This window comes from Flavobacterium sp. WV_118_3, from assembly GCF_039778605.1.
In the GTDB taxonomy this organism is placed as follows: domain Bacteria; phylum Bacteroidota; class Bacteroidia; order Flavobacteriales; family Flavobacteriaceae; genus Flavobacterium.
This window is the reverse complement of sequence record NZ_CP156060.1, coordinates 2,623,641-2,645,708: the sequence shown is the minus strand read 5'-3', so window position 1 is coordinate 2,645,708 and position 22,068 is coordinate 2,623,641. Positions and strand designations below refer to the sequence as shown.

The window sequence follows — 22,068 nt, the reverse complement described above, 5'->3', positions numbered from 1 at the left end:
ACCATTTAGAGTGCCCCCAAAAAGTTAGTCAGATTTATAATTAAATTTGACAATAATGAGCCCGGTATTTAACCGGGCTCATTCCATTTAAATTAAGTTTAATCCTATCGTTATTATAATAATTGATATACTTTCTAATCTCTTGTTTCAATTGGCTTGTCCTTTTTTATATTTTATATGTGCTGTAGTTGCGAATAATCGGCTGCTTGTTTTCTGTCAGCTTGAACGAACTTTTAGTTCAAAATAACTTAACAACAGTTTATTCAGTATTGATTCCATTTTTTATTAGGTAATATTGGTTTATGGCCTAATTGATAGTGGATTATGAAAGCAGTTTTAAAAGTATGGATTGTTGTCATTCTGATAATATTTATAGGTTACGAGCTGAAAGAGAAAGTTGTGAGCCGTACAAAAAAAATAAAAGTAAAGGAAGCGATTCCGGGAGAATGGTTTGAAGAAAAGAAATTTTCAACGGCTTCTAAGGAAAGGTATACCGGAGAGAACTTGTCAAAAATGCTCCGAAAAGATAGTGCTTACATGTCATGCTGTTTCAAAAGCAGTGCTTCAATTGAATTATTTACTGATGCACATTCAAACCATTGTGTAAAGCGTGTAATTCCGGATCAGAAACGGCTAAATAAAGAGTTGCATTGTAAGAAACTTAATGACTTGTTTAAGAGTGTTAAATTTAAAAAAGCTATCCGATATTTGAAAATGCCTCAAGTACTGGATGGTGTAAAGGAACAAGGTTTTAATTTGTCTGTAAATGAAAAGAAAAGTCTTGTCGTATCGGAAGTGCCCGAAAAAAATACAGGAAGTAATCATGTCAACTATTCGAAATGTCCCTTATTATTTGGAGGGATACATTGTCATCTGAAAAGCTATTATGCAATGTTTTCGGCTACCGATCTCTTTATGTTGGATAAATTCTATTCCGGACATAATTTTATCAGAAACAAAGGGAACCGCGATCCATCACTGCCCGTTCATTTACTCGTTTCGACTATTGGCGTATATGCAATATCGGCCGATAATCTTCAGACATTAGAAAAACTAAGAGAAATTTATTCGAATAATGGTAAGAGAAAAAACTTTAGACAAAGTTTAGAAAAGAAGTATAAAAAAATAGAAAATAAGAGTTTTCCTGTAAGAAATTACCAAAATGCATTTTTAGAGTTCTTACACGAAAATGAGCTGGAAATTTCGTTGTATAAAGCCAATAATGATCTTACAAGTTGGCATAAATTAGTACTTAAAGTAGCTTCAGGGTCAAACGCAATAGCAAAAAGCACTTATCTAAAACAATCTTGTGATTGCTTGTAAATGGAACTATTGTAAAGGTGGAAACTACTACAAAGCAACCGTCTTTTTAAATCGGACACAAAATCAAAATCAATTTTCGGGAAAACAGGGAATACAAAGAGAAACAATAACGTTTGATAGAAACAAATAAAAATCATTTCTTTGTAAGAATCAGTAAAAACGCCTTTTTAAATTTCTTGATCCCATTGCTATGAAAGCGCTTTATTTTTTGGTTGCGGCCTCCGCGGAGGAAGATGATTTGATAGTGATGTGGAGTGCCATGGCGATTGTACTGATGATCTTGTTGGCGTATGGTATCCGATTGGCCGAACTGTTTTATGCGTATTTTTTTAAAAAGCCATTTTACGTCCATTTTTATCTTTTTCCACAGCAATTAACCGATGCACAATTGTATGTTTTGCAAACGCAATTTCCGTTTTATCAGCAATTGTCACCCAAATATCAGGCTTACTTTGAACATCGGGTAAAATGTTTTATCTCAAAATACCAATTTATCGGTCAACAAGGGCAACCAATCACCGATGAAGTGAAAATATTGATAGCGGCGACGTCGGTGATGCTCACTTTTGGCATGCGCAACTACCTGTATACTGTTTTTACGAAGATTGTCGTCTTTCCGTCAAAATACTATTCGGCAGCCACTCAGGCGTATCATATTGGAGAATTTAACCCGGCATTAAAAACAATCGCTTTTTCCTGGGAAGATTTTGTCGCCGGTTATCAGGATGCGCACGACAACCGTAATCTGGGATTGCATGAATTTACCCATGCGCTGCATTTTCAGTGTGCTAAAAGCAATCATGTGAGTGCCATACTTTTTGAAAAAATGTTTGCAAAAATCTTACAGGAATTAAAAAATCCGGAGTATAGTGAGCAACTCCGGGAATCGGGGTATTTTAGGGAATACGCATTTGAAAACCGGTATGAATTTCTGGCCGTATTGCTGGAACATTTTTTTGAAACCCCGGAAACATTCCGAAACCATTTCCCGGTTTTATATGATCATATTCAAAAGATGATTAATTTTAGAGATCGTTAAGCGTGAGTTGAAAAAACAACAAAAAGATGCGGAAATGTTTTGATTACATTATCAGATATTTAAAATTCTAAAAATAGTGTTAAATTAAATTTAATGTAGTGACGAATACAGCATTTAAAAATTAGCTTTGTTGTTGATACAAATAAAGCAATACAAAAAAACTACATTACGATACTATGAAAGGTAAACATATTGTATATCTCGTTCTGATTATAGTGTTGGGCGGAATGATATTCTATCGCGTTTCGGCTAATAAAGAAAAAGGGGATGGCGGTAAAAAAGGCGAAGGTAAAAACGCTACAAAAGTCTCCGGAATTGTGTTGAAACCACAGGTGTTTTCCGATAATTTATCCCTGTCGGGTTCCATTGAGGCGAACGAACAGGTGGAAATCAGGAGTGAAGTTTCCGGAATTGTAGAAAGTATCAATTTTAACGAAGGAACTCCGGTAACACAGGGACAGGTGTTGTTTAAAATTAACGATAGCGAACTTCGGGCACAACTGGCGCAGGCCAGAACCCAACAGGCATTGGCTGCCGAAAACGAAAGAAGAGCCCGCTTGTTATTGCAAAAAGAAGCCATCAGTCAGGAAGAATACGATACGGCCAACGCCACACTGCGTTCTACTCAGGCACAAACCCAGCTGATACAGGCGCAATTGGCCAAAACCAGTGTAAAAGCTCCTTTCTCCGGAAAAATAGGACTACGGGCGATTTCAAAAGGAACGTATGTAACGCCAACAACCGTAGTGGCAAACCTGGTCAACATGAATCAGGTGAAAATTACCTTTTCCATACCGGAAAAATACGCTACCCAAATGAAAAAGGACGCGACCATTTCGTTTACGATAGCCGGATCAAAAGATGTCTTTAAAGCCAAAATATATGCCATTGAGCCGGGTGTGGATGTTGCGACCCGAACGCTTCAGATGCGCGCACTGGCACAAAATCCGGATGGGAAATTACTGCCGGGAACCTATGCTGATGTTGCACTTCCGCTGGAAAGCATTAATGATGCCTTGTTGGTGCCAACCGAAGCGCTGATCCCAATTCAGAACGGTAAAAAAATATTTATAGCCGAAAAAGGTAAAGCCAAAGAAGTTGTTGTAGAAACCGGACCGCGTACGGCCAAAGATATCCTGATCACTTCAGGCTTAAAAACGGGCGACACGGTATTGACCAGTGGTGTGATGACACTTAAAAATGATATGCCGGTTAAAGTCGCGATCAAAAACTAATGCGAAGCCTCACCTATTAAAGCACTGAAACATGAGTTTATCTACGACAAGTATCAAAAGACCGGTTTTAACGATCGTAATCAACCTGATGTTGATTTTGTTCGGAATCATCGGATATACCTATCTGGGCGTACGGGAATTCCCATCGATCGACCCGGCGCAGATATCCGTTCGAACGAGTTATACCGGAGCTAATGCCGATATTATCGAGTCGCAAATTACCGAACCACTCGAAAAAGCGATCAACTCGATCGACGGTATTCGGAATATCACCTCCTCTAGTAATCAGGGAAGTAGTAATATCACGATTGAGTTCAACCTTGATAAAAATCTTGAAGAAGCCGCAAACGACGTACGGGACAAAGTGTCGCAGGCGGTACGAAGCTTGCCACAGGACATCGATGCGCCGCCGGTGGTTTCGAAAGCCGATGCCGATTCGGATCCGATTATTACCATGACGGTTCAGAGTGATAATAAAAACGTACTGGAACTAAGTGATTATGCCGACAACGTGATTGCACAGCGTTTGCAAACCATTCCAGGCGTGAGTAGCGTACAGATTTGGGGACAACGAAAATATGCGATGCGTTTGTGGATCGATCCGGTAAAACTGGCATCCTATGGTTGTACGGTTTCCGATGTGCGCGAGGCCTTAAACAAGCAAAACGTGGAATTACCTTCGGGGAAACTAACCGGAGACAATACCGAACTGACGGTAAAAACGATTGGAAATTTATCAACCGAAGAAGAATTTAATAAAATTATCATTCGTGCCAATGGTGATAACATCGTTCGTTTGAGCGACGTTGGAAAAGCCTCTCTGGAAGCCGAAAACCTGGAAACAAAACTGAGCGATTCCGGTCAGCCGATGGTTGGTTTGGCGATTATTCCACAGCCGGGAACGAATTATCTGGACATTGCCGAAAAATTTTATGTGCAATACGACCAGCTCAAAAAAGACTTACCGAAAGATTTTAAACTGAATATCGCCATCGATAATACCGTTTTTGTAAAAAAAGCGATTTTGGAAGTAGCCGAAACCCTGTTGTTATCGGTTATCCTTGTAGTATTGATCATCTATGTGTTTTTCCGGGATTGGGCGATTGCTTTCCGACCGTTGATTGATATTCCGGTATCGCTGGTCGCGACCTTCTTTATCATGTATATTTTCGGATTCTCGGTTAACGTATTAACCCTGTTAGCGATCGTTCTGGCAACCGGATTGGTAGTTGATGACGGTATCGTAGTAACCGAAAATATCTTTAAAAAAGTAGAAGAAGGAATGTCGCCGATTGAAGCGGCTGTAAAAGGTTCCAACGAAATCTTTTTTGCCGTGATCTCGATTTCGATTACGTTGGCCGCGGTATTCTTACCGGTAATTTTCCTTGAAGGATTCGTAGGACGTTTGTTCCGGGAATTTGGAGTGGTTATCGGTGCGGCGGTATTGATATCGGCCTTTGTATCGTTAACGTTAACCCCAATGTTAAATGCCTACCTGATGAAAGGAGGCGAACAGAAAAAAACAAAATTCTATAACCTGACAGAGCCGTACTTTGAAAAAATGAACAAAGGTTACGCTGCGTCACTGGTAAGCTTTCTAAAACGCAAATGGTTGAGTTTTCCAATTTTGATCGGATGTATCGGATTGATTGTGCTATTCTTTAAAACCTTACAAAAAGAAACGGCACCGTATGACGATCGTAGTTATATCACCATGCGGGTAACCGCACCGGAAGGAGCGACCTACGATTATATGGATCGCTTTATGAGTGAGCTAACGAACTTAATAAACGACTCTGTACCGGAGAAAAAAGTTAGTTTGATCATCACATCGCCCGGATTTGGATCGGCTTCTGTAAATAGTGGTGTAGCGCGTTTGTCATTAGTAGAACCGGATCAGCGAAAACGATCGCAAAAAGAAATCGCCGACGATTTATCAAAATGGACCAAACAGTATTCCGAAGCCAAAGTAGCGGTTTCCGAATCGCCTACAATTGCCGTAAACCGTAGAGGAGGACTTCCGATACAATATATTATTCAGGCACCGAACTTTAAAAAACTGGAAGAAAAAATTCCGGAATTTATGGACGAAGTGGCCAAAGATCCGACGTTCTCAATTACGGATGTAAACCTGAAATTCAACAAACCGGAGATTTATGTCACCATCGATCGTGAAAAAGCGGAGAGTATGGGGATTTCGGTTATCGATGTAGCACAGACGTTACAGCTTTCATTAAGTGGTCAGCGTTTTGGGTATTTTATGATGAACGGAAAACAATACCAGGTAATGGGGCAATTCGATAAAAAAGACCGTAGCGCGCCAATGGATCTGACTTCGATGTTTGTACGTAACAAAGACGGAAAGCTGATTCAGTTGGATAACGTAGTGAAAATAGAAGAACAAAGTAGTCCGCCGCAGCTTTACCATAACAACCGCTATATGTCGGCTACCGTTTCGGCGGGATTAGCACCGGGTAAAAGTCTTGGCGATGGTATCGAAGCGATGGAAAGAGTTAAGGCCAAAGTGCTGGACGATACTTTTACAACCGATTTGGGTGGAGAATCCCGTGACTTTGTGGAAAGTAGTTCGAATACATCATTCGCTTTCGGACTGGCTTTATTACTGATTTTCCTGATTCTTGCCGCGCAGTTCGAAAGTTTTATCGATCCGTTTATCATTATTCTAACCGTTCCGATGGCGGTTGCAGGAGCTTTATTCTCCTTATGGCTATTCGGTCAGACGTGGAATATATTTAGTCAGATAGGTACGATTATGTTAATTGGACTGGTGACGAAAAACGGTATCCTGATTGTCGAATTTGCGAACCAACTCCGGGAGCAGGGTAAGAGTAAATACGATGCGATTGTGGAAGCGGCCGAATCCCGTTTACGCCCGATTTTAATGACCAGTTTGGCCATTGCATTAGGTGCGTTGCCAATTGCGTTATCGTTGGGAGCTGCTTCGCAGAGCCGTATGGGAATGGGAGTGGTTATTGTGGGAGGGACCATCTTCTCGTTAATATTGACATTATTTGTGATTCCGGCGATTTACCTGATGTGGTCGAGAGCGCGTAAACACCGCCCGGAATTTGATACTATTAAAGACTAATTATGAAACAGTATCTGTTAGTTATATTTGCAATTGCAACGACAAATCTGGTAAAGGCACAGGAAATTCTGACTGCCAAAGAAGCCGTTGAAATTGCGTTAAAAAATAATTACGACATTCTGATCGCGACAAATCAGGCGAAGATCAGTGAGAAAAATGTAGGAGTTGCCAATGCCGGAATGTTGCCAAGGTTGGATGCGACGTTGACCAAAAATAACAACCTGCAAAATTCAACGCAAACACAGGCCGATGGTACGCAAAGAGAACTGAATAATGCCAAAAACAACAGCTTGAACTATGGCGTTACTTTAGGTTGGACCCTATTCGATGGTTTACGCATGTTTGCGCGCTATGATCAATTAAAAGAACTCGAAAAACAAGGAGAAACACAATTAAAATCGGCTATTGTAACCAAAGTGGCCGATGTGTTGTCAACCTACTATGATTTGGTGCAACAACAACAAATGCTGGCTACGTTGGATACTGCCGTTGTGATTTCGAAACAACGATTGCAAACGGCAGATAATCGTTATAAAATTGGAAAAGCATCCAAATTGGAAGTTTTAAATGCTCAGGTCGATCTCAATACCGACGTAACGAATCTGGTTAAGCAAAAGCAATTGTATGCCAATACGATAACCCTGTTAAACGAATTACTCGTTCGCGACCGAACCACAACGTACCGGGTTGAGGAAACGGTTCACATTGATAGTAAACTGGAATTAAAAAACCTGATGCGTTTGGCGGAAAATCAAAATCCGGATATTCAGTTGGCTATTATTAATAAAAGAGTCGCCGAACTGGATTTGAAACAGGTAAAGGCTAACAGGTATCCTGTAATCAGATTAAATTCGGGTTATAATTTTGCCGAAACGGAGTCCAGTCTTGGTTTCGTTACCCAATCTTCTTCCAGAGGATTTAACTATGGATTAAGTGCGACTCTGAACATCTTTAACGGGTTTCTGCAACACCGAAACGAAAAAATTGCTAACCTTCAGGTTGAAAACACACAATTTCTATTGGACAAACAAAAACAAAGCCTGAATACACAATTAACGACCGTATTTCAATCCTATCTGACCAATTTGGAGTTAAAGGAACTGGAGGCAAAAAATGAAGACATAGCGCGACAAAATCTGGATATTACCTTGGAAAAATTCAGAATAGGAACGATCACTACAATAGAATTCCGAAACGCCCAGTTAAACTACATTACTGCCCGAACCCGTCATAATGCGGCGCGTTATCAGGCAAAAATTTCAGAAGTGGCTTTAAAAGAACTAACCGGATCAGTAACATTTTAATGAACATATAAAAGATTGCAGAATATGATTTTTGTCAATGTTTTTGTAAATTTATAAGGCTAAATTAGCTCATAATCAAAAATATATAGTTATGAAACATCGTGTTCCTGTATCGTCTATTATGACTAAAAATGTGGTTAAACTCAATCTTACTGATGATTTGACCAAAGCCGAAATGCTCTTTAAAAAAAATAACATCAGACATATCCCGGTGGTGAATGGAAATAACATCATTGGAATGCTGAGTTATACCGACTTGTTGCGTATTTCGTTTGCCGACGCTGTAGACGATGACGAAGAAATTATTGATACTACGGTGTATAATATGTTTACAATCGAACAGGTAATGGCTAAAAGACTGGTTACCATTGCTCCCGAAACGACCATTAAAGAAGCGGCCGAAATATTGGCAACAAAAGAGTTTCATGCTTTGCCGGTTGTTGAAGGGGATTTGTTGGTTGGAATTGTGACAACTACTGATTTGATTAAATATTTGATACAACAGTATTAATTTTAATAAAATATGAAATAATATTCAAAATAATTGTTAATTTTAATTGATCAAACAATTAATTGGATATTATGAAAAAAACTACTCAAAAGAATTTTTTGGCCGTGTTAACACTGGCTTTAATGGGACTGACTGCTTCTGCGCAGGGGTTTTATACAAATGGAGGGCTTACTACGGGAACGACTACTGCTAACGGTTCGACCACTTCACCGGCAGGATATACCTGGAGTGAATTGCAATCGGTAGGAGGTTCTACAAATACTAATTTAGGGTTCGGGGCTATTTTTAATACTGCCGCTACTACGAATTTACGTATTGCAGATAATTTTACAGTAACGTCTACCATGAATCTGACAACAGTGGATTTGTTCTGTTATCAGACAGGTTCTACAGGAACAACACCTCCGATTGATCAGATGCGTGTTCAAATCTGGAACGGAGACCCGTCTTCAGGAACGGCTACCGTAGTAGCGGGTAATATGACTGCTAATATCTACAATGCTGCCGGTAGTGGTGAGGCCAATATGTACCGTATCGGGAACAATACACCGGGTACTACCCGTAAAATATGGCGCATTAGCGGAAACCTTACTGCGACATTGGCTCCGGGAACTTACTGGGTCGATTTCCAGGTGCATGCGACAAATGATGGCTCTATCTTTTTCCCGGCTGTAACCATTCCAGGTGCGCTTACAGTTGCAGGCTCGAATGCAAAACAGTATAGTGGTACGGCTTGGGCTGGAATTGTAGATGCCGGATCGACTCAGGCGATGGATATGCCTTTTATTCTGAACTATCAGGCTTTCTTAGGAACTGAAAGCTTTATAACGAATAATAAAATGCTGTTATATCCGAACCCGGCTACAAATGTGTTAAATCTTAAAGTTAATTATAATGCGACTCAGGCAGTTCCGGGACGTGTTGAAATTTATGATTTAAAAGGCGCTAAAGTACTGGATCAGAAATTGGTTCTGGCGGATGCAGATAATTACCCTGTAAATGTTGAGTCATTAAACAGAGGAGTGTATCTTGTGAAGACTTTTGATGTCGATAATAACGAAATCGTAAAAACAAAACTGGTAAAAGAGTAATTGTTATAATATGATCAAATAAAAAAAGCAGCTCGAAAAGGCTGCTTTTGTTTTTTATAAAGAGGTGATCTTTTTTAAATCGGCTATAGTTGCAATGGGATCGGAAGCTTTAAAAACGTAGCTACCGGCTACCAGTACATCGGCTCCGGCTTCGATAAGCTGGCGGGCGTTTTGATTGGTTACACCGCCATCGATTTCGATTAAGGTTGAAGCATTGTTGCGAGTAATGATTTCTCTTAGTTGTTTTATCTTTTTATAGGTATTCTCAATAAACGACTGACCGCCAAATCCGGGATTAACACTCATCAGACATACCATATCGATGTCGTTGATCACATCTTCCAGTAAAGCGACATTTGTATGAGGATTCAAAGCAACACCGGCTTTCATGCCTTCAGCTTTTATGGCTTGTAACGTACGGTGTAAATGGGTACAGGCTTCGTAATGAACCGTAAGAATATCCGAGCCAAGATCTTTAAAGGTTTTAATATAACGGTCCGGATCGACAATCATCAGGTGAACGTCAATTGTTTTACGGGCATGTTTGGTGATGGCATCTAAAACCGGCATTCCAAAGGAGATATTCGGGACAAAAACGCCGTCCATAATATCAATATGAAACCAGTCGGCCTCACTGTTGTTAATCATTTCGATGTCACGTTGCAGGTTGGCAAAATCCGCTGCAAGGACAGAAGGGGCAATTATGTTATGTTTCATTGTGTTGTGTTTGTTTGCAAAGATAACGAAATGTTGGATTATGATTGCTGGAGAACGAAAGAATTGCGAAAGAAGAAAAAGGGTAAAAAAACAAAACTCCGGTAATCAGCCGGAGTTTCAATCATCAATCAAAAAACGAACAGTTATTGAAACTGTTGTTGCGTTTAATATTTTTAGTACGAATGTTCAATTTTATAAAGATAATAAACATTCTGTTTTTTCCTAATTTTTATCCTAAATATGTTTTTAGGATTTTACTTCTGGATGTATGTTTTAATCTGCGGATCGCTTTCTCTTTGATCTGACGAACACGTTCACGTGTCAGGTCGAAAGTTTCACCGATTTCTTCCAGTGTCATTGGGTGCTGATCACCTAAACCGAAGTAGAGACGAACCACATCAGCTTCACGAGGTGTTAAGGTTTCTAACGCTCTTTCGATTTCGGTACGTAACGATTCGTGAATCAATTCCCGATCCGGGTTTGGTGATTCACCGGAACGCAATACGTCGTAGAGGTTAGAGTCTTCTCCTTCAACTAACGGAGCATCCATCGACAGGTGACGACCGGAGTTTTTCATACTCTCCTTAACGTCATTAACGGTCATGTCCAGTTCTTTTGCGATTTCCTCTGCAGAAGGAGCGCGCTCGTTAGACTGCTCTAACAAGGCATACATTTTGTTGATCTTATTGATCGAACCAATTTTGTTTAAAGGAAGCCTTACAATACGGGATTGTTCCGCTAAAGCTTGTAAGATCGACTGACGAATCCACCAAACGGCATAGGAAATGAATTTGAAACCACGTGTTTCATCAAAACGTTGTGCCGCTTTAATTAACCCCAAGTTCCCTTCGTTAATCAAATCGGGCAAAGTCAAACCTTGATTTTGATACTGTTTAGCTACCGAAACCACGAAACGCAAGTTTGCCTTGGTTAGTTTTTCTAAGGCTCTCTGGTCTCCGGCTTTAATTCTTTGTGCTAATTCTACCTCTTCATCGGCGGTAATCAAGTCAACTTTTCCAATTTCTTGTAGGTACTTGTCTAAGGAAGCAGTTTCACGGTTAGTAACCTGCTTGGTAATTTTAAGTTGTCTCATTTAAGAATCTCCTCTTTTTAAGTATTCAGTAATTATACGTAACCGGTTGTAAAAAAGTTACACAATTTTTAAAAATATTTTAAAATAGCGTAAATTCTGTGTAAAGCACTTATTTTTAGCTGGTTGTTTTTGATGTTTGCAGCATTTGATTACCGCTTATCAGACAAATATTGGTAGCCTTTTAAAAATCGATGGTAATCTCGTTTTTTAAACGCTCGATGTAGAAATCAATTTTGTGTAGTGATTTGTTAAAGAATTGTTTGCGGTCTTTGGTACCGGATACGTTGAGTGATTTAGAGTTTTTAAGCTGATTTAAAAAGAAACGGAGCGTACCGGAACAGGTTTCCTGATCGTCGGTTATAAAATACCCCAACATGGTATAGGGAATAAATAATGCCTGTTTTTTAGGATCCGTAACTAATACATTATTATTTAAAATCAGCAATTCATTATAATAGATATTGTATCGTGGATCCTGAACACATTTTTCTTCGGCTTTCTGTATAATGGCTTTTAAATCGTCATATAGCGCAATTGCATTTTGTAAGTTAACCAGTCCGGCTTCAAAGAAATACAGGATTTGTTGTAGTGTACTGTTGATAGTCGTATCGTTCCAGATTTCATGTACTTCAACGGATTCGTATACTTTTTTCAGCGTTTGCGTATATTCGGACAACTGACCGTCGATTGAAAATTTCTCGAACGATTCCTGATTTTGATCCCCATTTAGAAGATTCATCCATACATATAGTTTGAATTTGGACAATAAGGTACCATCTGCCGTATAAAAGAGCGGAATATCTTTGGCCGAATAATACATTTTGGTTTCGGAAAGAGACTTGAATAACTGTAATTTTTCGGACGAATGTTTGAAATACGCAATCATATCGGTCATGGAATGGATCTCTCTGGTTTTTTCGACGATTACTTTCTGATCCTGAAAAAACAATTTATCCATAGAGATTTTATAATGCCCACAAAGGGTAACGGTTTCTTCTATGGTAAATTTACTTTTTTGTGAAATCCGCCGATGTGCGGCATCATAGCTGATATTTAAAACGGAAGCGAGTTCGCTAATGAGCGAAGTGTGATCCGATAGTTGTTTTCGGATTGCTTTTAAAAGGATTTCCTGTTCTTTCATGATTTGCGATAATCACAAATTTAAAATTTTTAAATAACATTAAGTACAATTTTGTGTGTGAAAAATGCAATAGGTTTGACTATCAATTTTAAACCCTAAAATTATGAAACTACAATTCACCGCTTTTTTGATGCTGTTGCTTTCCAACATGGTTTTGGCACAGGATACGATAACGGTTACTACCGAAAATCGAATGCTACCATTGGCAGGTGAGGAACATAAGGAAGTATATGCTAACGAACAATCTGAAAGTATGAACACGCGGGACAGTATTCGGATATTTAGTCTTTCTCCGATTCATAGACGTGTTAAAAAAGTAAACGGATTGACTTTAGGTGTGGGGCATTTTCGAAACAGTAGGATAAAATTTCAGGAAGTAAATGGTTTGAATATCGAGGCAAGTCCTATAGCCGCAGGGTTGATTACATTTGGGATTGGTATTACTATTGAAAGTTTTTTTGTGGCGGCAAGAAAGGATCCTTTTGAAAGTTTTTCTTTAAGTAGGACTGTTTTGAAGCAGGATGATGATATACTAAACATCCGGGTTAACGGATTAAATATAAGTTCGGGTGGATTCCTGCAGGGCGCGCAGGTTAATGGTTTTAATATTTGTGTGGTTTCGGTAATGAATAAGATGAATGGTGTTTCGGTTACCGGAGCGATTTTGAGTGCGGGAAAGATGAATGGGATTTCGGTGTGTGGGATTGCAAACATGGCCGAAACCGGGAATGGATTGCAACTGGCTATTTCGAATGTGGCCAGAGATTACCGCGGATTGCAAATCGGTTTGTTTAATAATGCTAAAAACCTGAGAGGCGTTCAATTTGGCTTATGGAATACAAACGGAAAACGAAGACTCCCTTTGGTGAACTGGCAATTTAAAAGTTAGACGATGAAAAAGATTCCTATTCTACTGATCGTATTCCGACTCCTTTTAGGGCCGGTTATGATTGCGCTGACGTATCGTTTTGGAGCAACCATACGTTTTGAGTTGGTTGTTTTAATCGTTCTGGGTTTGCTATCGGATATTTTCGACGGAATCGTAGCGCGAAAAACAGGCGTATCGTCTGCGCAATTACGACGTATGGATAGTCAGACGGATTTGGTTTTTTGGTTGTGTGTGGGATGGTGTTCGTGGTTGCTACATCCGGAAATTATCCTGGAACACAAAATTCCGATAGCAATTGTCTTTGTGATGGAAGTAATGACCTATGGGATTAGTATCGCAAAATTTGGAAAAGAAACCTGTACGCATGCTTTGTTGTCGAAATTATGGGGATTGACGTTACTCACGGTTTTTGTTTCAATCATTGGTTTTGGCTATGGTGGATGGTCGATGAAAACAGCGGTTTTTTTCGGATTACTATCGCATATCGATGTCTTTTTGATCATTTTGTTATTACCCAAATGGACCTATGACGTTCCCAGTTTTTATCATGCGTATTTAATCCGGAAAGGGATTGCTTTTAAAAAGAATGCCCTTTTTCATGAATCGGAAAAATAAAAAAGGCTAATACAAATGCAGTACTAGCCTTTTAATAAAACGTTGCTATTCCTATTCTACCCAGAAAGGAGGTATTATATTCGACGAGAAAGACGTACAATCACCACATGCTGCGGGCGTTAAAGTATAAGAGATTGGTGCATTATGAAAATCATAAATAGTCATAAGGTTATTAGTCAGAAAGGAATTTACAGCAGGAGCAGAACATAGACCACCTCCATAACAATATAAAAATTCTGTGAGATAACAATCTACTTTGTAAGGCGGTAATGCCTCGCCCGGGAAAAGATCGGCATAGTTAAAGAAAATTCGCTTGGATGAAACGGTTGAAACATCGAAGAAACCGATTGCTTTTTCATTCGGATTATTTACCGATGTAATATTTCCGCGGAGGTATCCGGGTTGATTCGGTGAAAAGATAGTTCCGCCATCGGATATTTTTTTTAAGTTTTTGTAATAATTGTACGCATGTAGGTTTTGTACATATTGCCGCACCAGAATCGTATAGCGGTGACTCATAATATAATTCTGGTTACTGATAAAACGCACCGGGAAATCGACACTGTTTTCTATGGTTTTGCCTTTGTCAAACAATAAGATTTCGGTGGATTTATCGGTACTGTAACAAATTCGGGCTTCTTCCGTACGCGGAACCATCGTTATTTCAAGTTCATACAGACTTGGACCGTGAACAAATGCTTTAACAGTTAGCCATCTTGGTGCGATCACTTTATAACTCTCTTCATATTCGTAACGGTAAAATTGCGACGCGTTATTCGGATCTGGACTTTTCGCCCGAATTTCCACGCCTCTTATATTGTCAATGGTTGTTACATTGGCGGTTACGTCTTCTAACGGATTGTCTGGCGGCAAAATCTCTTTAGTGGAGACATATTTTTTACCGTCGCTGGTAATCACCGTTAGTTGGTACTGTTTTCCGGGAACGGCCTGAAAAGCATTAACTGAAGTATAGGTACGGTTACTTTCTGCAAAAGGATATTCATTTCCGTCGCTGTCGGTTATCGTCACATCGGCATTTTCTTCAAATACCGGTCCGAAATCTTCAAAGCGATAGGTTCGGAATACTTTTACGGTTTGTTTTTCAAGAATATTGGTGATGGTGGCTTCAATCACCACGGCATCTTCAAAAGTGTCCGTTTTCATTTTATACGGATCGGTACAATTGGTCAGACCAAAACCGATCAGTAGCAGGAATACAAGTTGGGTTACAAATTTTGTTTTCATAACGTATGGGTGTCATTAAATGGTGAAATATAGGGAATAGAGGAGCCCGGACATTCCGAAAACGGAACATCAATTATGATTTACGCTATAGATAAGATAAGCCGGTTTATATGGCCGGCTTATCTGTAAGATTGAAATTCTAAGAGAATATTATGGTACTTCGATATACTCTTTGGTATAAACCGGTTCACCTTTTTCGGTAAAACCTTCCAGAATAATTTCGAAAACCCCTTTTATGTCAGAAGTGTAAAAAGAAACGTTCATCGGTTCCTGAGCAACGTTCAGATTTGGGAACCAGGCTAACTGGTAGCGATAATCCGGAATTCGGTCCAGATTTTGCGTTCCGTCGTATTTCGGACTGTAATAGGTTTTCTTTTTCTGAGGTCTGTTGATTTCTGTTTTTTTAATAAAATCACCCGAAGCTTTTGTCTGATAGTCGAAATTTTTAGTAATGATATTTACAACACCACTATACATAATTGGCCCATAGATGTATGCCTTATTGATAAGGGATATTTTATGAATATTATAGGTGTTGTACTGAAATAATTCATCACTATTCTGAAGCAACAATCCATCAACCATGATCAAAGGATTATCAATCGAACCATCGTTAGTCGAGGTATTACGAAGGTGAAGGGAATACTTACCGCTATTTTCGCGGAAAAACAGTTCCGGTACAACTTCGGTTACCGTTTCTTTAAAAGAAGAAAAACGGGTATAATCGTCCAGGAAATAATCTTTTTGCAACGGATGGTAAAAAGGCTGCGTACGCGGTGCTATTTCGAGACTATCTCTTTTTCTGGCGTAATAGGCATTTTCCACCTGATTGGCAGTAGAACGCTCTTCGATAGCGGCTCGATAGGCGGGATTCAGCATAAAAGCTTCCGGAAAACGCAACTGCGACAGGTCGACATTTTGCATATCGGTTAGTACAACGCTGTAGTCATCATGTTCGGCGTCGACCACTTGTATTACTGCATTATTGGTATTTGGAAAACGATCCAGTGTAAAAAAGAAATTTCCGTCTTTATCGGTAACGGCCATCTTCATTTCGAACGATTTTCCGGGCAATGATAGTGCTATGTTTTTATTTTGTACTTCCTGGTTGCTTTTCGACGTAATTTTACCGGTAAGCAATTCACCTCTCAGTTCCGGAATATGGACAGTTCCACCGCCGGCCACAGGTGTGTTATTCGCATTCGAAATAAAAGATTGCGGTGTTGCTTCGGATGGGTTTGTAAGTGCATCTACTTTTCGTACTGAAAGCGAATAAATACCTTTGCTGCCATTGGTCAGCGGATTAATGGTAAGATTGATCTTTTCGCGATTTCCATAGCTTTTTTTATCACTGTTAAGTGCGATAAAATTGCTGGAAACTTTGTCATAGGTGTTTTTAAGGGGCAGATTTTCTTTGGAAACCGGATTTTTTCCTGTCAGAAATGGATTGATCACCACCAGATCCTGTTGGAAAAATGCAGCTGCATTATTGTTGAGCATCCAGTTGGTATAGGCAATTAGCTTATAGTTCCCGGTTTTTAAGGTGGTAGGGATAAAGAAATCGCCCTGAGCCACACCATTGTCCAAATGTATTTTTTGTTTTAAAACACTTTTTTTATCGGCATCGATTACTTCGATATAGGCGATTTTACTAATCGTACTGCTCGTGTTATTACCGGCATTAAGGCAATACAGATTATAAAAGCAGGATTCGCCGGATAAAAGCATGGTAGTATTAGCGTGCACATAAATACGTTCCAGAGCCGCAACGGTCAGGTTACTTTTTTTGGAACTGCCTTGCGCGATACTGTTATGACTAAAGAAGCAGCTTGCTCCTATTAAAATCAGGGGTAAAATATTTTTTCTCATTCCCAGAATGAAGGTATTACGTTAGACGAAAAAGAGGTGCAATCACCGCAGGGTGCTGGTGTTAAAATATAAATAGGAGCGTCATCGAATTTATAGATCACCATGACGTTGGTATTGATGTAACCTACAACCGAAGGACCATTACAGGAGGGATCTAAAGTAGAGAAACAATATTTTTGTGACAGCTCAGTGCAGTTTACTTTGTAAGGAGGTAAAGGTTTACCCGGAAACAGATCGGCATAATTAAAGAAAATTCGTTTGGTGGAAACCGCCGATACGTCAAAATAACCGATTACTTTTTCACTTGGATTGTTTACCGATTTAATATTTCCGATTAAAAATCCCGGCTGATTAGGAGACAGGATAGTTCCGGAACCGGATAGTTTTTTTAAGGATTTGTAATAATTATACGCATGTGAGTTTTGAACGTATTGACGTACCAGAATACTGTAACGGTGACTCATAATATAATTCTGATCACTGATAAAACGCACCGGAAAATCCACGCGATCTTCTGTGGTTTCATTGGAATTAAATAATAGAATTTCCGTTGATTTATCCGTGCTGTAGCAGATTCGGGCTTCTTCCGTACGCGGCAACATGGTTAATATGGGCTGATTCGGATTTGGTCCGGAAAAATAGGCTTTAGAAGTAATCCATTTCGGGGCTACAATTTTATAGGTCTCCTCATATTCGAAACGATAATATTGAGAAGTGCTGTTTGGATCGTAACTTTTTGCGCGAATTTCAACACCGGTAACGTTATCGATGGTTTGTACCGTGGCGGTCACATCGTCTAACGGATTATCGGCTGGCAAAACCTCTTGGGATGAGGTGTATTTTTTACCATCGCTGGTAATCACCGTTAGTCGGTATTGTTTACCGGGTTCCGCCTGAAAGGCATTCACCGATACATAGGTGTTGTTACTTTGTACAAAAGGATATTCATTTCCGTCGCTATCGGTTACGAGAACATCGGCATTTTCCTCAAATGATGGCCCGAAATCTTCAAAGCGATAGGTTCTGGAAACTTTTATGGTTTGCTTTTGAAGTACATTGGTAATGGTCGCTTCCACTACTAAAGCATCTTCAAAGGTGTCGGTCTGCATTTTATACGGATCGGTACAGTTGGTTAAGCCGATACAAATCAGTAGCAGGAATGTTAGTCTGGTTAAAAATATTTTTTTCATAACGTATTAATCGCGTTAAAATCTGAAATTATAAGTAATAGTAGGAATAGGGATAGAGAAAATAGAAGTTTTATATCCTTTAACCTGTCCGTCTTCAGTTACAAAGTATACGGAATACGGGTTGTTACGTCCCAGAACGTTGTAAACCGAGATATTCCAGAAACTGTGTGCCAGTTTTTTAATTTTATGATTGCCTTCAATGTTTATACCGATATCCATACGATAATAATCTGGAATTCGGAATTCATTTCGATCGCTATATAAGGTGTATTCTGCATTTCCAAACTGGTACTTTCCTACTGGATAGGTAATGGGTCTACCGGTTTGATAAATGAAATTCATAGATAAGCTGTAACGTTTTGTAAATTTATAATTTAAAACGGCACTAAAATCATGTGGTTTATCAAAATTAGCAGCAAAGAAAGCTCCGTTGTTTACTTTTTCGGCATCAAACGGACTATCCAGTTTGATCAAGGTTCTGGAATAGGTATATCCAATCCAACCGTTCAGTTTTCCGGCCGTTTTCTTTAGTAACAATTCCACACCATAGGCTTTTCCTTCACCTTGTAACAATTCGGTTTCGATGTTTTTGTTTAACATGATTTCGGCTCCTACTTTATAGTCCAGAATGTTGTTCATACGTTTGTAGTAACCTTCCAGGCTCACTTCATACATTTCATCTTTAAATGTTTTGTAAGCACCCAGAGAGAACTGTTGTGCATCCTGCGGTTTTACATTCAGATCGGATAATTTCCATACATCGGTTGGCGACTGAGTCGTGTTACTCGATAAAAGGTGCATGTACTGATACGTTTTATCATAACCGGCTTTGATCGAAAACTCGTCGGTAAAGGCATATTTAATGGCTAATCGAGGCTCAAAACCGCTATAGGTCTTTACCACTTCATTGTTACCAAACGTACGAACTTCGGCAACGGTTTCATTACTTTTTGGTAATCCGTCTTCATAAATACGCTGGTTAGAAGCGCCTAAAGCAGCAAACATGGAATAACGTAAACCAATATTAAAGGACAACTTGTCATTGAATTTAAAGTTATCGGCAATATAAATAGCCGATTCCAATCCTTGTTGTTTGTCGAGTGCAATAGGAACCAACTTCGAATTTTCGCCGATAGGATCCAGGAATCCTGGGTTTACACCATACAATTTACTGGCGATACCATAATTGAAAGTATGTTTTTTATTGTAATCATAGTTAAACTTCAACTGCAATTGTGTTTCGTCAATTTTATAACCATAGTTAAACGCTTTCTGACTTTCGGCTTTGTCAAAATCAATATTGAATTTATATTCCGAATTGGTCAGGACTAAAGCCCCTTTGTGTTTCTCATTAAAATTGTGATTCCATCGCAACGTCGCCAGTCTGTTACTGTATTTGTAAATCGAATCGGAAGTAATACTAAAAGCATCACGGCTGTAATAAAAAGTCGCCTCAATATCGTTATTGGCGTTAATTTTATGATTGTATTTTGTAATAACGTCATAGAAATTCGCCTGACTGTTTTTTAAAGACGGCTCGTTAAGCGATTTTAAAATCCAATCGGAATAGGTCGCACGACCACCAACCAATAAGCTGGATTTCTCTTTTACAATCGGAGTAGTGACCATTAAATTACTGGTTACAGGACCAATACCACCTTCTCCGGAGAATTTGGTTGTATTTCCGTTTTTAGTGGAAATATCGAAAACCGACGACAATCTTCCTCCGTACTCAGCCGGAATACTACCTTTATAGATATCGGCTTTGTTAATGGTATACGGATTGATAGCGGAGAACAAACCGAAGAAATGCGCCGGATTATACAATGTGGCATCATCCAACAGGAAAAGGTTTTGGTCTTCTTTACCACCGCGAACGTTAACGCCTGAAGAACCTTCACCAGCCGATTTAATACCCGGAATGGTTGTGGCAATTTTCAGGATATCCCGCTCTCCCAACACGGTAGGAACGTTTTTAAGATCTTTTATGTTGATCGAGGTTACACCGGCGATAGCACCTTTAACACTCTCCCTTTTTTTACCGCGTACGTTCACTTCTTCCAATAGCGTAACGTTTTCGGTGATGTTTAAATTAAGTGTACCGTTATTGTACATCATAATCTTCCGTGTCACTTTTTTATGGGTAAACGATTCTACTTCCACCACATTTAAACCCGACGGAAGTTGTAGGCTATAATGACCGGTATCGTCGGTCATTGCTGTAGCTTCGTTATTTGGTGTTTTTATGATCACATTGGCAATAGGCTCTCCGTTTTTGGTGTTTTTGATATAACCGGAAAGCTCAAACGTTTTTCTTCCGGTTACTTGTGATTCCTTTCCGATTAGTGAAACGGAATTGCCTTTAGAATCGCCACTGGTAGCGTCGTCATATTGTTGGTAAAATACGGGATCACCCTGAATCACCACTTCGTCACTTTTACGCGTAGTGGTTTCACCGAAATAATTGTCGGCCAGTTTGGAATAAATAATACTATTGTTGGTAAGAATCACATTATTCTTATCTACAAAAAAGTTAAGGTCGGTATCGCTGAAAATTTCAGTCAGGATTTCATCCAGAGATGCCTGATTAAAATTTTTGGTGATCCGTATGTTTTTATAAATCTCCAGCCAGGAGTTGTCGAAATAGAATTTATAGCCTGAGGTAGCTTCTATTTTGTTCAAGGCAGTCGGGACATCAGAATTGTTCAGTTCCAGGGATAATTTTTGTTTTTCCTGAGAAAAGGCAGCCTGACTGTACACGAGAATGAACAGAGCAAGTAAAATTTTCTTCATTACGGATGGTTAGTTTCGAGTAGGGAATTGATTTTGTGGATTAGATCGTCATAGAAAAGATATTTGTTTTCCTTTTCCTGAGACTTGTTTTGACTGTATAAGTCGTTAATTTTCTTTTTCAGATCGGGAAACAAGGCGATAAGATCGCTCTTGGAAGCTATTTTGTGGTAGGTGTCATTACGATAGATATAGTAGTCATTATTATCTTCAAACTCATTATAGGTACGGGTACCATTTACAATCTCGCGTCTGTCTTTATGATGTTTGATATAGAAACTAAAATTGTTTCCTTTTAGATTTTCTTCATAATAGCCTTTTATAAAAGTGATCATTGGAGAAACTTTTTTTCCAAGGTTGACAAACTTTTTGTTGTTGATTGTAAACGCATCTACATTTTGCTGAATAAGTTCGATTCCTACATTTCCGGATTCGGCCGATGGTTTGTAAACTAAATTATCCTGATATAGATCGTATTTTATGTCTATGTCATAATAATATTGATTTTCATACAAAACAGATGCCTTAAGCGGTGTGTCTGATAAATAATAGCGATGCTTCCCGTTTAAAAGAGGATAGGGATTGGTGTGATAGTAACCATTGTTAATGGCTAAGCCTTGTTTACCAACAAGACTGTCATGCATTTTTGTAATGTACCGTTCTTCAGATTGTGCCTGGGTTTTATAAAAACCAAAAAATAGGGTATAAATTATTATAATGCATAATTGTTTGGGTGGGTTTTTGAGGATCATTTATAAAATAAAAGTTTTGATTGATAATATAGCAGATTGCCAAAAGTATAAATTATATCGTCTCAAAAAATTATTTTGAAAACTTTAACATTTATTTCCCGATCTAGTGAAATAAAGTAAAAGCCCCGACTCAATTAAGAGTCAGGGCTTTTTAT

General features: G+C 39.0%; 17 protein-coding genes and 1 pseudogene. 9 read left to right on the top strand and 9 right to left on the bottom strand.

Going from position 1 to position 22,068, the window contains the following annotated elements; translation table 11 throughout:
• Positions 1-40: 40 nt before the first annotated feature.
• A pseudogene (locus ABFU83_RS12355) lies at positions 41-154 on the bottom strand (IS3 family transposase); the annotation flags it as partial.
• 170 nt (positions 155-324) lie between these two features.
• On the opposite strand from ABFU83_RS12355, the gene ABFU83_RS12350 reads away from it, so the two are divergent.
• The 7 genes from ABFU83_RS12350 (at position 325) to ABFU83_RS12320 (ending at position 9,612) form a co-directional block, all read left to right on the top strand.
• On the top strand, positions 325-1,323 hold the full coding sequence (locus ABFU83_RS12350; protein WP_347066319.1) for a hypothetical protein: 999 nt from the start codon (positions 325-327) through the stop codon (positions 1,321-1,323).
• A 190-nt stretch (positions 1,324-1,513) separates the two neighbouring features.
• A complete protein-coding gene (locus ABFU83_RS12345; RefSeq protein WP_347066317.1) occupies positions 1,514-2,362 on the top strand; it encodes a zinc-dependent peptidase in 849 nt (282 codons plus the stop codon).
• 176 nt (positions 2,363-2,538) lie between these two features.
• Positions 2,539-3,597 (top strand): efflux RND transporter periplasmic adaptor subunit, encoded by a 1,059-nt coding sequence (locus tag ABFU83_RS12340; RefSeq protein ID WP_347066315.1) that lies wholly within the window; start codon positions 2,539-2,541, stop codon positions 3,595-3,597.
• 31 nt (positions 3,598-3,628) lie between these two features.
• Positions 3,629-6,706, top strand: coding sequence for an efflux RND transporter permease subunit (locus ABFU83_RS12335; RefSeq protein WP_347066314.1), 3,078 nt, complete (start codon positions 3,629-3,631; stop codon positions 6,704-6,706).
• Positions 6,707-6,708: 2 nt separating this feature from the next.
• Positions 6,709-8,010: a TolC family protein gene (locus ABFU83_RS12330; protein ID WP_347066312.1), complete on the top strand. Its 1,302-nt coding sequence runs from the start codon at positions 6,709-6,711 to the stop codon at positions 8,008-8,010.
• 91 nt (positions 8,011-8,101) lie between these two features.
• Positions 8,102-8,521 (top strand): CBS domain-containing protein, encoded by a 420-nt coding sequence (locus tag ABFU83_RS12325; RefSeq protein ID WP_347066310.1) that lies wholly within the window; start codon positions 8,102-8,104, stop codon positions 8,519-8,521.
• 71 nt (positions 8,522-8,592) lie between these two features.
• A complete protein-coding gene (locus tag ABFU83_RS12320; RefSeq protein ID WP_347066309.1) occupies positions 8,593-9,612 on the top strand; it encodes a T9SS type A sorting domain-containing protein in 1,020 nt (339 codons plus the stop codon).
• 54 nt (positions 9,613-9,666) lie between these two features.
• Here the strand turns inward: ABFU83_RS12320 and rpe are convergent, their stop codons facing one another.
• The 3 genes from rpe to ABFU83_RS12305 all read right to left on the bottom strand — a co-directional run bounded on the left by rpe (position 9,667) and on the right by ABFU83_RS12305 (position 12,563).
• Positions 9,667-10,329 (bottom strand): ribulose-phosphate 3-epimerase, encoded by a 663-nt coding sequence (rpe, locus tag ABFU83_RS12315; RefSeq protein WP_347066307.1) that lies wholly within the window; start codon positions 10,327-10,329, stop codon positions 9,667-9,669.
• A 229-nt stretch (positions 10,330-10,558) separates the two neighbouring features.
• Complete coding sequence (locus ABFU83_RS12310; RefSeq protein ID WP_020212501.1) at positions 10,559-11,422, bottom strand: RNA polymerase sigma factor RpoD/SigA; 864 nt, start codon at positions 11,420-11,422, stop codon at positions 10,559-10,561.
• Positions 11,423-11,603: 181 nt separating this feature from the next.
• A complete protein-coding gene (locus ABFU83_RS12305; RefSeq protein ID WP_347066304.1) occupies positions 11,604-12,563 on the bottom strand; it encodes a hypothetical protein in 960 nt (319 codons plus the stop codon).
• A 103-nt stretch (positions 12,564-12,666) separates the two neighbouring features.
• Here ABFU83_RS12305 and ABFU83_RS12300 point away from each other — a divergent pair, with 103 nt between their 5' ends.
• Positions 12,667-13,452, top strand: coding sequence for a hypothetical protein (locus ABFU83_RS12300; RefSeq protein WP_347066302.1), 786 nt, complete (start codon positions 12,667-12,669; stop codon positions 13,450-13,452).
• Between the two features lie 3 nt (positions 13,453-13,455).
• A complete protein-coding gene (locus ABFU83_RS12295) occupies positions 13,456-14,067 on the top strand; it encodes a CDP-alcohol phosphatidyltransferase family protein (protein ID WP_347066300.1) in 612 nt (203 codons plus the stop codon).
• Between the two features lie 51 nt (positions 14,068-14,118).
• Here the strand turns inward: ABFU83_RS12295 and ABFU83_RS12290 are convergent, their stop codons facing one another.
• From ABFU83_RS12290 to ABFU83_RS12270, 5 genes are all read right to left on the bottom strand, one after another.
• Positions 14,119-15,312, bottom strand: coding sequence for a DUF4249 domain-containing protein (locus tag ABFU83_RS12290; RefSeq protein WP_347066298.1), 1,194 nt, complete (start codon positions 15,310-15,312; stop codon positions 14,119-14,121).
• A 150-nt stretch (positions 15,313-15,462) separates the two neighbouring features.
• Positions 15,463-17,181 carry a hypothetical protein gene (locus ABFU83_RS12285; RefSeq protein WP_347066296.1) on the bottom strand — a complete coding sequence of 573 codons (1,719 nt, stop codon included), beginning with the start codon at positions 17,179-17,181 and terminating at the stop codon, positions 15,463-15,465.
• A complete protein-coding gene (locus ABFU83_RS12280; RefSeq protein ID WP_347066294.1) occupies positions 17,178-18,371 on the bottom strand; it encodes a DUF4249 domain-containing protein in 1,194 nt (397 codons plus the stop codon). Before ABFU83_RS12280 ends, ABFU83_RS12285 begins: the two co-directional genes overlap by 4 nt.
• 15 nt (positions 18,372-18,386) lie before the next feature.
• Positions 18,387-21,164 (bottom strand): TonB-dependent receptor, encoded by a 2,778-nt coding sequence (locus ABFU83_RS12275; RefSeq protein ID WP_347066292.1) that lies wholly within the window; start codon positions 21,162-21,164, stop codon positions 18,387-18,389.
• Complete coding sequence (locus tag ABFU83_RS12270; RefSeq protein WP_347066290.1) at positions 21,164-21,805, bottom strand: hypothetical protein; 642 nt, start codon at positions 21,803-21,805, stop codon at positions 21,164-21,166. The genes ABFU83_RS12275 and ABFU83_RS12270 overlap by 1 nt, the downstream gene beginning before the upstream one ends.
• Positions 21,806-22,068 lie beyond the last annotated feature (263 nt).

Coding starts and splice junctions, on each gene's coding strand:
- ABFU83_RS12350 (WP_347066319.1), top strand. CDS start 325: ATGAAAGCAGTTTTAAAAGTATGGATTGTTGTCATTCTGATAATATTT.
- ABFU83_RS12345 (WP_347066317.1), top strand. CDS start 1,514: ATGAAAGCGCTTTATTTTTTGGTTGCGGCCTCCGCGGAGGAAGATGAT.
- ABFU83_RS12340 (WP_347066315.1), top strand. CDS start 2,539: ATGAAAGGTAAACATATTGTATATCTCGTTCTGATTATAGTGTTGGGC.
- ABFU83_RS12335 (WP_347066314.1), top strand. CDS start 3,629: ATGAGTTTATCTACGACAAGTATCAAAAGACCGGTTTTAACGATCGTA.
- ABFU83_RS12330 (WP_347066312.1), top strand. CDS start 6,709: ATGAAACAGTATCTGTTAGTTATATTTGCAATTGCAACGACAAATCTG.
- ABFU83_RS12325 (WP_347066310.1), top strand. CDS start 8,102: ATGAAACATCGTGTTCCTGTATCGTCTATTATGACTAAAAATGTGGTT.
- ABFU83_RS12320 (WP_347066309.1), top strand. CDS start 8,593: ATGAAAAAAACTACTCAAAAGAATTTTTTGGCCGTGTTAACACTGGCT.
- rpe (WP_347066307.1), bottom strand. CDS start 10,329: ATGAAACATAACATAATTGCCCCTTCTGTCCTTGCAGCGGATTTTGCC.
- ABFU83_RS12310 (WP_020212501.1), bottom strand. CDS start 11,422: ATGAGACAACTTAAAATTACCAAGCAGGTTACTAACCGTGAAACTGCT.
- ABFU83_RS12305 (WP_347066304.1), bottom strand. CDS start 12,563: ATGAAAGAACAGGAAATCCTTTTAAAAGCAATCCGAAAACAACTATCG.
- ABFU83_RS12300 (WP_347066302.1), top strand. CDS start 12,667: ATGAAACTACAATTCACCGCTTTTTTGATGCTGTTGCTTTCCAACATG.
- ABFU83_RS12295 (WP_347066300.1), top strand. CDS start 13,456: ATGAAAAAGATTCCTATTCTACTGATCGTATTCCGACTCCTTTTAGGG.
- ABFU83_RS12290 (WP_347066298.1), bottom strand. CDS start 15,312: ATGAAAACAAAATTTGTAACCCAACTTGTATTCCTGCTACTGATCGGT.
- ABFU83_RS12285 (WP_347066296.1), bottom strand. CDS start 17,181: ATGAGAAAAAATATTTTACCCCTGATTTTAATAGGAGCAAGCTGCTTC.
- ABFU83_RS12280 (WP_347066294.1), bottom strand. CDS start 18,371: ATGAAAAAAATATTTTTAACCAGACTAACATTCCTGCTACTGATTTGT.
- ABFU83_RS12275 (WP_347066292.1), bottom strand. CDS start 21,164: ATGAAGAAAATTTTACTTGCTCTGTTCATTCTCGTGTACAGTCAGGCT.
- ABFU83_RS12270 (WP_347066290.1), bottom strand. CDS start 21,805: ATGCATGACAGTCTTGTTGGTAAACAAGGCTTAGCCATTAACAATGGT.